At 37.0% G+C, this 10,915-nt stretch carries 10 protein-coding genes and 2 pseudogenes; 11 read left to right on the plus strand and 1 reads right to left on the minus strand.

Annotated elements, in window-relative coordinates:
• Positions 1–99: 99 nt before the first annotated feature.
• A complete protein-coding gene (locus AC52RT_RS09115; RefSeq protein ID WP_495540446.1) occupies positions 100–495 on the minus strand; it encodes a hypothetical protein in 396 nt (131 codons plus the stop codon).
• 216 nt (positions 496–711) lie between these two features.
• Between AC52RT_RS09115 and AC52RT_RS09120 the strand changes: the two are divergent.
• From AC52RT_RS09120 to AC52RT_RS09170, 11 genes and pseudogenes are all read left to right on the plus strand, one after another.
• Positions 712–1,346: pseudogene (locus tag AC52RT_RS09120) on the plus strand (SpoVR family protein); the annotation flags it as partial.
• Positions 1,347–1,467: 121 nt separating this feature from the next.
• On the plus strand, positions 1,468–1,737 hold the full coding sequence (locus AC52RT_RS09125; protein ID WP_495540447.1) for an excalibur calcium-binding domain-containing protein: 270 nt from the start codon (positions 1,468–1,470) through the stop codon (positions 1,735–1,737).
• A gap of 304 nt (positions 1,738–2,041) precedes the next feature.
• Positions 2,042–2,334 (plus strand): annotated as a pseudogene (locus tag AC52RT_RS09130) (ArsR/SmtB family transcription factor).
• Between the two features lie 57 nt (positions 2,335–2,391).
• Positions 2,392–3,687 carry an arsenic transporter gene (locus tag AC52RT_RS09135; RefSeq protein ID WP_495540448.1) on the plus strand — a complete coding sequence of 432 codons (1,296 nt, stop codon included), beginning with the start codon at positions 2,392–2,394 and terminating at the stop codon, positions 3,685–3,687.
• 234 nt (positions 3,688–3,921) lie between these two features.
• The gene (locus tag AC52RT_RS09140) at positions 3,922–5,451 is read left to right on the plus strand and encodes a maltose/glucose-specific PTS transporter subunit IIC (protein WP_495540449.1); all 1,530 of its coding nucleotides are present in this window, start codon (positions 3,922–3,924) and stop codon (positions 5,449–5,451) included.
• A gap of 26 nt (positions 5,452–5,477) precedes the next feature.
• Positions 5,478–6,176, plus strand: coding sequence for an N-acetylmannosamine-6-phosphate 2-epimerase (locus AC52RT_RS09145; RefSeq protein ID WP_495540450.1), 699 nt, complete (start codon positions 5,478–5,480; stop codon positions 6,174–6,176).
• Positions 6,177–6,337: 161 nt separating this feature from the next.
• Complete coding sequence (locus AC52RT_RS09150) at positions 6,338–7,180, plus strand: MurR/RpiR family transcriptional regulator (protein ID WP_495540451.1); 843 nt, start codon at positions 6,338–6,340, stop codon at positions 7,178–7,180.
• A gap of 127 nt (positions 7,181–7,307) precedes the next feature.
• Positions 7,308–8,042, plus strand: coding sequence for a hypothetical protein (locus tag AC52RT_RS09155; RefSeq protein ID WP_495540452.1), 735 nt, complete (start codon positions 7,308–7,310; stop codon positions 8,040–8,042).
• Complete coding sequence (locus AC52RT_RS09160; RefSeq protein ID WP_495540453.1) at positions 8,035–8,766, plus strand: hypothetical protein; 732 nt, start codon at positions 8,035–8,037, stop codon at positions 8,764–8,766. The genes AC52RT_RS09155 and AC52RT_RS09160 overlap by 8 nt, the downstream gene beginning before the upstream one ends.
• A gap of 89 nt (positions 8,767–8,855) precedes the next feature.
• The gene (locus AC52RT_RS09165; RefSeq protein ID WP_495540454.1) at positions 8,856–10,037 is read left to right on the plus strand and encodes a molybdopterin-dependent oxidoreductase; all 1,182 of its coding nucleotides are present in this window, start codon (positions 8,856–8,858) and stop codon (positions 10,035–10,037) included.
• A gap of 205 nt (positions 10,038–10,242) precedes the next feature.
• Positions 10,243–10,845 (plus strand): DedA family protein, encoded by a 603-nt coding sequence (locus AC52RT_RS09170; protein WP_495540455.1) that lies wholly within the window; start codon positions 10,243–10,245, stop codon positions 10,843–10,845.
• Positions 10,846–10,915 lie beyond the last annotated feature (70 nt).

The following is a 10,915-nucleotide window of genomic DNA, read 5'->3' on the forward strand; positions in this document are numbered from 1 at the left end:
AAAGAGATGAAAAAAATCAGAACTTCCAGTTAGGAGTTCTGATTTTTTATAATGTCTTATTCAACAAAAGTTACCAGTTAGTGAAAATATGGTATTACTTTATGGTTTTATTCTTATAACAGATAGGATGCCGATGATGACAGCAATAATATGCGTCAGTAAAAAAGTGTAAACATTAAAATATATACTATTTGTGTATTGATTAAACCAACCAAATCGATAAATTTTAGAGTCAGGGTCAGAAGGTGTGCCACCTAACGCAATTATCAACTCACTTGTATAATTGACGATTGAGAGTATCAATAATGTGCAGGAAATAAGGGCTAGGGTTAATAGGGCTAAACTTATTTTCCTTTTCAATTTGTTGTATGATATTTCCCTTGATATTTTATAAGTTAAAAAATAACTCAATATAAAAATAGGTGAGAAGAGCATCATAATCAAAATACCAAGATTTCCATTACCTGACCATACATCAGGATTAATTGTAAACATATTTTCTATGAGATAGAAACCAATTACAGAAAGCTGAATACTTATGAAACAAAAAAAATATTTTTTTCAATAAACCACCTCTATTAAATTATACTAAACTGCTCCTTTATTTGAATAAGCGACAATGTTTATATGGCAAATTTAGATAATCTAAGTGTACCATTTGTTTCTATATTTCGTATTAGTTACCTATAATCATTTCTTTCATACTGGATACAAGGCTGGACTTCGTATTGACATCAACGAATTCTACGAGAGCTAGATCTCACCTCAAGTGAATCAATTGAATTTGCTAAATTAAATGCAGGAGTCGTCACAGCCATCCCGTACGAGTATCAATCCATACTTACTTAGGCCTTAAAATATTTGAGGATATTGAGGAAAGGTATGATAATCCAACAGAAGAAATGAAGAAGCTTGGGATTCAAGCCAAATCGGGCCGGGAAAAAATGGTTGAGGTTCGTGAAATTGAATCTGATATTTCATTCATTCGAAACTATTTAACGAAAGACTTGGTGATGCGTGAGGATCTGTATTTGTTTCAAAAGCAGGGAAAAGACTATAAGATCGTGGATAAGCAATGGGAAAAGGTTCGTGATCAGTTAGTAGGGATGAGGGTGAACGGCGGTTTTCCTTATATCACCGTTAACGATGGCGACTATCAGCGTAAAGGTGAAATATATCCAAAACATTGGTATGAAGACATTGAACTAGACCTGAAATACTTAGAAAAGGTTATGCCGTATATATACCAGCTTTGGGGTCGGCCCGTTCATCTAGAATCGGTGATGGAAAAGAAAGAGATTTTATTCTCGTATGACGGGAAGAGTATTCATCGTAAATATTTGTGAAGCTGACATGAAGGGCCGGGATTCTCTGGTCTTTTTTATTTTAGGGAAAAATTACCATTGAATAGGCAAATAGACTGGTATACGATTATAAAATGTTAAATATGGAAGGGAAGTAATTATATTGAAAAAAATATCAACGGTATTATTATCACTAAGTTTAGTTCTTGGATTTTCTTTCAGTGCCTCGGATGTAGCTGAAGCGAAAGGCGAAGTTAAGAAATTCAGTAATTGTAAGGCGATGAACAAAGTCTATAAAGGTGGAGTGGCTAAGACAAAGAACACGAAAAACAAAGGCGGCAAAACAACGTATAAACCTTATGTATCAAAAGCTTTATACAATGCCAATACAGGTAGAGATCGGGATAAAGATAATATTGCGTGTGAGCGTTAATTTAGTATTGAAGGGACTCTTTTCTAAGGTCCTTTTTTTGTATTCAATAATTACATACCCGTAGCGGTAATAAACTTTTTACGAATGCGTCTAGACGGGAATACGCTTGACCTAGACGGGATTATGGCAGATTCAGACGAGAATATGCGAACCTCAGACGGGAATAACTACTAGTTCTGCTTGAAATTCAACGAAATACCACCCCAAGGATGTGAGCTGGTTCAAGCGAATCCATTGACTATATAAGTATTCACTTATATCATGATTTAAGGTAACTTAAGATAAAAAGGAGGGGGCTCATGCCATATCAAATCAAAGTATTGAAACGACTGCGGCTATATTAAAACTATTAGGTCATAAGACACGGTTAACAATGGTTAAAATTATGTCTGAACACGAATGTTGTGTGTGTGTTAATTTGTAGATTTGTTTGAGATGTGTCAACCCGCAATTTCTCAGCATTTACGAAAAATGTAGGATAGTGGATTGGTGAAAGAACCAAGAAAAGGACAAGGGGGTTTCTATTCGTTATATCTAGATCATCTGAATTATTTTTTCGTTCTAACCGTTATTCAGGCAGTATCTAGTAACAAGTGAAATTAAAACATGGTAAACGATTCACTTGTTACTAAGCAAATAGGAGGATTATCAGCATTGAGTTCAGTTATAGCAGCGATTATTATTTTTCTTTTAACTCTTACATTAGTTATTTGGCAGCCTAGAGGATTATCGATTGGGTGGTCAGCTTGTGGAGGTGCGGTTCTTGCATTACTTGTGGGAGTCGTAGATTTTCATGATGTATTTGAAGTAACACAGATTGTTTGGAATGCTACGTTAGCTTTCATCGCTATTATTATTATTTCTCTAATCTTAGATGAAATTGGTTTCTTTGAGTGGGCTGCACTGCATATGGCGCGAGCAGCTAAAGGAAGCGGAGTGAAAATGTTTGTATATGTCAGTATACTGGGAGCATTTGTTGCAGGATTGTTTGCAAATGATGGGGCTGCACTCATTCTGACACCGATTGTACTGGCAATGGTCCGAAATTTAAAGCTGGAAGATAAAATGATTTTTCCTTTTATCATTGCGAGTGGGTTTATTGCAGATACCACATCACTTCCGCTCGTAGTCAGTAATTTAGTTAATATTGTTTCTGCTGACTTTTTTGGAATAGGATTCATTGAATTTGCATCGAATATGATTATTCCAAATTTATTTTCATTAACAGCGAGTATCTTAGTCTTATATCTTTATTTTAGAAAGAGTATTCCCAAACAATATGATATGGGAGAGTTAAAGAAGCCAGTCGACGCGATAAAAGATATCAGGATGTTCCGGTTATCAGGTATTGTACTGGCTATCCTTCTTATCGGGTACTTTAGCAGTGAGTATATTCATGTTCCTGTTTCGTTCATTGCAGGTGTCATTGCAATTTTTTTCTTGTTAATGGCGCGACGCAGTGCAGCAGTAAATACAAAAAACGTTCTAAAGGGAGCTCCTTGGAACATCGTCTTCTTCTCTATTGGTATGTATGTAGTCGTGTATGGACTGAAAAATGCAGGGTTGACCGATGTGCTGGCAGATGTTATTCAGTTGGCAGCTGATCAAGGATTATTCGTTGGAACACTTGCTATGGGCTTGATCGCAGCTATCCTCTCATCACTGATGAACAATTTGCCGACAGTGATGATCAATGCGCTTGCCATTGATCATACAGCAACTTCTGGAGTTATTAAAGAAGGACTTATCTATGCCAATGTGATTGGCTCGGATTTAGGCCCAAAAATCACGCCGATTGGTTCTTTGGCAACTTTGTTATGGCTTCATGTCCTAAAAACAAAGGGTGTTGTAATTTCGTGGGGTACGTATTTTAAAACGGGTATCATTATTACGATTCCAGTATTACTTATCACCTTAATTGGGTTGTATTTACGATTACTCATCGGCTGAAATAGACAAAAAGATAACACAAAAAAAGGTTTGGATGAATCATATCCAAACCTTTTTTTGTTTTTTGGCAGAGATACTTTTTCAATGAAAGAATTTTCAGAGCTGTGGCCCTATTTTTGAAAGGGGATGAAATCTGGCGGGTTTAATGGAAAGCGTAATATTAGGGAGATATAATACGGCTATAAAGCATAGCTATTATTATATGAGAAAACTTTTACTAGAGGAGGAATAGGTATGAACAATTTCTTTGAGAAAGCTCAACAGTTTGGAAAATCTTTTATGCTCCCTATCGCTGTGTTACCTGCTGCTGGTTTGTTATTAGGAATTGGTGGGGCATTATCAAACCCCAATACGGTTTCGGCATATCCATTTTTAGATATTGGCTGGCTTCAAGCAATTTTTACGATTATGAGTTCAGCTGGTAGTATCGTCTTTAGTAATTTACCCATAATTTTTGCGGCTGGTGTAGCAATTGGACTTGCCCGCTCAGATAAAGGGACAGCAGGTTTAGCTGCTATGATCGGGTACTTTGTAATGAACAGCTCGATTAATGCATTACTGTCCATTACAGGAGATCTTGCTGAAAATAATTTGGCTGGTGCCGGACAAGGAATGGCAGTGGGCATCCAAACGCTAGAAACAGGGGTGTTTGGAGGGATTGTCGTAGGGATTGTCGCAGCTTTATTACATAATAAATATAACAAAATCCAACTGCCTCAAGTGTTAGGATTTTTCGGAGGTTCTCGTTTTATCCCGATAATTGTATCATTTACATCCATCCTTGTAGGAGTTGTTTTATTTATCGTCTGGCCGTATTTTCAATTACTAATTAATCAATTAGGTTCACTCGTCACAAGTACGGGTACGATTGGAACATTGTTATATGGTTTTATTCTTCGCATGCTTGGGCCTATGGGTTTACACCATATCTTCTATCTTCCTTTTTGGCAAACCGCTTTAGGTGGATCAATGGAAATTGGCGGGCAGATTATTAATGGTACTCAGAACATCTTTTTTGCTCAACTAGCCGATCAAGAAACCGTGAAATATTATGAAGGTGTATCCAGATTCATGTCTGGCCGGTTTATAACGATGATGTTCGGACTTCCAGGTGCAGCGTTAGCCATCTATCATTGTGCTAAACCTAAGAATAAAAAAATTGTCGCAGGTATTCTATTATCAGCAGCCTTAACATCTTTCTTAACTGGAATAACAGAACCGCTTGAATTTAGTTTTCTATTTGTTGCCCCGCTTCTATACTTTGTTCATGCGATGTTTGATGGATTAGCCTTTATGATGGCTGATATCTTTTCTATTACAATCGGACAAACCTTTTCAGGAGGATTTATAGACTTCATCTTATTTGGTATTCTGCAGGGTATGGATAAAACAAATTGGATTTATGTAATTGTGGTAGGGATTCCATGGTTCTTTTTATACTATTTCTCTTTTAAATTTCTAATAAAGAGAAAAAATTTCAAGGTGTTAGGACGAGAAGATGATGAAAAAGCTGTTACGCAAGTAATGACTACTGATCGTGCGAAAACTATTGTCGATGGTTTAGGTGGTGCCGCTAATATTGATATAGTGGATTGTTGTGCGACACGACTGAGAGTCACGGTTAAGGATCATTTGGTAATAAATGACGAGCTTATTAAGCAAACCGGTTCAAAGGGAATTGTGAAAAAAGGAAATGGCATTCAAGTCATTTATGGACCACAAGTTACTATTATTAAAAATGAAATTGAGGAATACCTAGAATAGTAATCTTTTATAAGGACGTGTAAAACATGCGAAAATCTGTATTAAATCAAATGAATCAAGGATTAATCGTATCTTGTCAGGCATTAGAAGGGGAGCCTTTGCACAGTTCTTTCATTATGGGACGAATGTCTATCGCAGCCAAAGAAGGTGGAGCAAAAGGGATTCGAGCAAACTCAGTACCTGATATCTTAGAGATTAAAAGATGTGTCGATCTTCCAGTCATTGGAATCATTAAACAGGTTTATGGACAGAACCCGGTCTTTATAACACCAACGATGAAAGAAATCGATGCCTTAATGACAACGGGAGTAGAAATTATTGCTACAGATGCTACATCTCGTATCAGGCCAGACGGTAAATCTTTAGAACAATTTTATCAAGAAGTTAAAACGAAGTATCCAGAGGTTATTCTAATGGCAGATGTTTCAACTGTGGAAGAAGCCATATACGCTGATGAACTAGGATTTGATATTGTGGCTCCAACATTATATGGATATACGGATGAAACAAATGGCCTAAAAATTGATTCCAATAATTATAGAGTAATAAAACAAATTGTAAAAGAAGTGAAACATGCCAAAGTTTTAGCCGAAGGGAATGTCTTCACACCGGAAATAGCTCGTACCCTATTAGATATCAATGTACACGCAGTCGTAGTAGGTGGAGCCATTACTCGACCGCAGCAAATAACCAAACGTTTTGTTGAAGCAATGACAACTATCTGAACCCATTTCTTCTCTGTCTTTTAAATAGTGTTCTGTTTAAAATTCATAACATTCATATTTATAAAATAAATATCCTAATATAATAGACAAGTTGGTTAAGTATCCTTTAATATGAATGATAAGGAAATATAAACCTCTTAATATAAGTTAGGTGAAACAACATGGAATACTTAGGTGAGAATCTTCTACATGGAATAGAATGCAGCATGGAGAAGTTCACAAGGACAGAAAAAGAAATTGCTACCTATATAATTAAAAAGCCAACAGAAATCAGCGTGTTATCTAGTAGTCAACTAGCAAAGAAATTACATGTTTCACCTGCTACGATTACAAGATTTTGTCAGAAACTATCCTATTCAGGATTCAATGAATTTAAGCATGAACTAAAAAGATACGTAGATTTAAATATGAGACCAGGTTTGACGGCCGGTATTAAGCAAATTGATTATTTTGCTCAATTGTACCAAAATCATTTGGACATTATTGAGAATACCTTTCAAAATGTTGCTTATCCTGACATTCAGGAAGTGGTCCTTCTTCTTAATCAGGCAAAAAAAATTCATGTATATGGGATTGGAAATTCAGGGATAGCAGCTCAAGAATTTAAATCTAAATTTTTCCGAATAGGCTTGAATATTGAAACCATTACAGATCCGCATCAAGCAGCAATGGATGCCTCTCTTAGTACAAAAAAGAGTGTCGTTATAGGAATATCTCTGACGGGGGAGACAAAGGAAATTATTCGTGCTGTAAAGATAGCCAAGGCACAAGGTTCCTCAATCATTGTTTTCACTGGTGAAAAAAATTCTGAACTAAGTAAAATATCCGATATAACATTATTAGCAATGAATAAAAGCAATAGACATATGGGGCAGAATATTTCGCCGTCGCTCCCGTTTTTCTTGCTTTTTGATTTAATTTATACGGAGCTGATAACAAAGGATTATAAGAATCGAATGTATTTTAGGGAAAAGACCTTAAAGTCATTACAAGATGATGAATAGAAAAACAGCGGAAACGGGTACATATACTCAGTTTCCGCTGTTTTTTATTCGTTTGAAACCTAAAATAAAAATAGATAAATATGGTAATATAAAAAGACAGAAATGATTAGATTAGGGGAGGTTACCATTGCTGACTGAAATTGGGTTTACCCGTTTTAATGGTTATCCCTCATTGATAACTATTAGTATAAGTTTTTTGATCTTTGGACTGCTCTTCTATTTAATCTATAAATCTCAAATAGAGAAGACTCCGATTTGGAAGGCGGTTGTGGTTGTTTTAGTGGGGAAATTGGCTTTTTTTCTTGATATTCCTATACTTAGTCAACTTGTTCAATTCCCTATTTTGCCGCTTGGTGTTTGGATTCTCTATTGGATAATGAAAACAAAAGATAATGGAGAAAGCTGGCAGCGCTATCGGAAGTTTGCTTGGTTAGGCTTCTGTGTGAATTTTGTCTTTCTGGCTGTCTCTCTCCTCACTGTACCCGTGCACTCTTTCCTATTTCCTGCAGACGAAGCATCGACCTACATAGCTATGACGGAACATGCATCACTTATAGTTTCTCACCCATCTGGGGAAACGGCAGCGATTAAGAAAACGGAGCTAGGTAATCAATTGGGAAAAATGAAAGAAAGCAAGATAAAGAGTGAAAGTTGGTATTATGATATTGTTCATGAAGAAGAAAAAAACGAACGATTTCCTTATGTATTATTGGGGACAGAACCGAAACAGGGCAGTGGTTTGAAGCCGATCATTTTTATTGAAGAGGATGGAAAGGGATTATTGATCACCACTGGTCAGGAACAGCTCTATTTTCGCAGTACAGTCTCCGTTTTAGCGATTGGGGGACAAAAGAATGAGTAGAAAAAGGATTAACTTTGCAGCGGCTTTGCTGCTGAGTCTCATCATAACAGCTGTTTTTGTTTTAAACATGCCTCGAAACCCGGATTCATTCATCTCGAAAACAGCGGCTCTTAAACGGTTAAATGCTGTTATGGGGAATGAGGTATCGGAAATTCAAGAGAAAATGATTATTGATGAAAAACATGTTTTTCTCCCTTTTAAAACAAAGGAAGGACAGTATGGTGTCAGCTTTTGGGTATGGAAGAAAAATGAATGGAAAATGACGACTAGTGATAATGGTGGTGAGCCTAAGAAATGGGTCATCGGGAAAGGTGCTAAAGCGAAATCTTATATTGTTTATAATCTTCATCCGGATGATAAGATTAGTGAGATAGAGTTTTATTTACTAAAAGATAGAAACTTCCATGCATCAGCCGATGAATCCGATTATACACCTAGTATTCAAATAGAACATACAGCTATGCTTAATGAAATTTCCTATGGTGTTATTCCATATCCAGAGAGCTGGGTGTCATTAGATCGACTTTACCGCAAGCAAGAGACTTCTGCAATGAATGAAGAAATTAATCTATTTCCATTTAAAGAAGGTCTTAAAGTAGGTCACCAATTTTACGGCAGTAATGGGAAAGAAATTCATCCCAAGCTTACGCATGGAGACTTTGGCTACGGAAATGATAATAATGTGCATGACATCATGTATGTAGAAGGAATAGAGCTGGAATAACAATCAAGCATCCTTAATCGAGAGTTCAACCCTATTTCTCCTTTCTTCTTTCCCTTATACTGGAACCATGAGAAGAAGGGGTGAGGATGTTGAGTGAGAAAAAGCGTTTATGGAAAAAGCTTGTATGGCTGCATCATTCGAATGCTTGGATTTTTCTATTCCTCGCTGTCACAGGCATTATTCTCTATTTGCCACTATTACGACCAGTATTGACTGTGGTGCGTGTATGGATTCGTGATGTTCATATAATCATTGGTTTCCTTTCTTGTGTGGTTGTACTTTTGTATACGCCCGCTTTTAAAAAACATATGAAACAATTAGGCAAAAAAATGAATCAAAAAGTAAATGTATACATAGTTCTTTTTATTTTAGGAGGGCTTTTTAGTACAGGTTTTATCCTTACCTATCATCGGCAATTTCCGGTAGGTTGGAATGCTGCGGCACTTTTTTTGCATGACTTATTTACATGGGCAGGAATTCCATACGTGCTTTACCATGCTGTTTCAAGAAGTAAATGGATGAAACGTTTTCGAAAACAGAAAAAGAAAGATATGCCTTATCTAATTGAAAAAGAAAACCCAGTGATCAATCGAAGGAAGTTTGTTCAGATTGCAGGTGGATCTGCCTTATTCTTAGTCACTGCCCCCTTTATCGTTAAACTAGTTAAACCTGGCTTCGTCCCTTGGACATTTACAAATGGTCAAAGTGAGTATCAAATGCTGCCGGAACCAAAAGCAGCCTATCCATTAAAAGGCGGGGCCGGCGATGGGCGGTTTCGTCCCTATACAGTAACGACCATCCCATCCTTCACAGCAGAAAATTGGTCATTTACGGTCGATGGACTGGTTGAGAGGCCGTTATCTTATACATGGAGTGAGTTCCTCGCACTTCCTCGGAAGGTACAGGTGAGTGATTTCCATTGTGTAACTGGCTGGAGTGTAAATCATGTTACGTGGGAAGGGATTCCTCTTCACGAATTTCTTGACCTAGTGGGTGTTCAGGAAGAAGCGACCTATGTCAAATTGTATTCAGGTGATGGCGTGTATACAGATTCATTGACATTGGATCAAGCTCATATGGAGGATATTATGGTAGCTTTACTTATCGATGGCGAGCCAATCGATCAGGATTATGGGGGTCCAGTACGATTAATTGTTCCAAAAATGTATGCGTATAAGTCTGTAAAATGGCTGACTCGAGTTGAATTGATCGCCGAAGATCATGTTGGTTATTGGGAACAGAGGGGTTACAGTAAGGATGCCTGGATATAGAGTTGTACAAGAAACTGCCTTTACTCTGGCAGTTTCTTTTATTTAGTAAAATAATCATATTGATTGTACTACAACGATGTTATACCCTTATAATAAGAATGAAAAATAAAATTTGGGAATCTGTAAGGTAAAAGAAAAATATGTACAGCTGATTAATCGGTGTACTTTTTTACTGCGCTCAGATAAAAAAGAGGAGGCTTCCTTAGTGGATTCAATTGTGCTTCAAATGATAGAAGCCTTCAAAAGCTTAGGGTATTTTGGAATTACATTGGCATTGACCTTTGAATTTATTCCGGCTGAAGTTGTTTTGCCTTTAGCTGGTTACTGGGTATATGAAGGAGATCGGACGCTTCTTTTAAGTATTTTGTTCGGTTCCATTGGTGGTGTTACGGGTCCCCTGACAGTGTATGCGCTAGGACGTTTTGGAGGCAGGCCACTTATCTTAAAATATGGTAAATACTTTTTGATTAAGGAAGCTCAAGTTGACAAAGCAGATGCTTTCTTTGAAAAGTACGGCGGAAGTATTGCCTTTTTCGGTCGATTTATTCCGGGGGTCAGGACGGCAGTTTCCTTGCCATGTGGGATGACGAAGATGAATGTTTGGGCATTCATGGGGTATACGTTCCTAGCGATGTTCCCAGTTACGAGTGTGTATGTGTATTTAGGATACCGTCTTGGACCCAAGTGGGAAGAAGCAGGTGTAATATTTTCAGCGTATGCAAATTATCTAATCATCCCTATTATACTGATTATCGTATTTATGTTTGTAAGGCATAGAAAAAATAAAACGAAGATCGTGAATAAGTAAATGCAGTAAGCTCTATAAGTGTCATACGTAACTTTTTTACATTAGAAAGAGGACTCCCCTAAACAGGGAA

Source organism: Peribacillus sp. (genome assembly GCF_059453735.1).

What these genes read in the sequence shown, in the direction of transcription:
- AC52RT_RS09145 (WP_495540450.1), top strand. Translation starts at nt 5,478, where the DNA reads ATGCGAAAATCTGTATTAAATCAAATGAATCAAGGATTAATCGTATCT.
- AC52RT_RS09115 (WP_495540446.1), bottom strand. Translation starts at nt 495, where the DNA reads ATGTTTACAATTAATCCTGATGTATGGTCAGGTAATGGAAATCTTGGT.
- AC52RT_RS09140 (WP_495540449.1), top strand. Translation starts at nt 3,922, where the DNA reads ATGAACAATTTCTTTGAGAAAGCTCAACAGTTTGGAAAATCTTTTATG.
- AC52RT_RS09150 (WP_495540451.1), top strand. Translation starts at nt 6,338, where the DNA reads ATGGAATACTTAGGTGAGAATCTTCTACATGGAATAGAATGCAGCATG.
- AC52RT_RS09160 (WP_495540453.1), top strand. Translation starts at nt 8,035, where the DNA reads ATGAGTAGAAAAAGGATTAACTTTGCAGCGGCTTTGCTGCTGAGTCTC.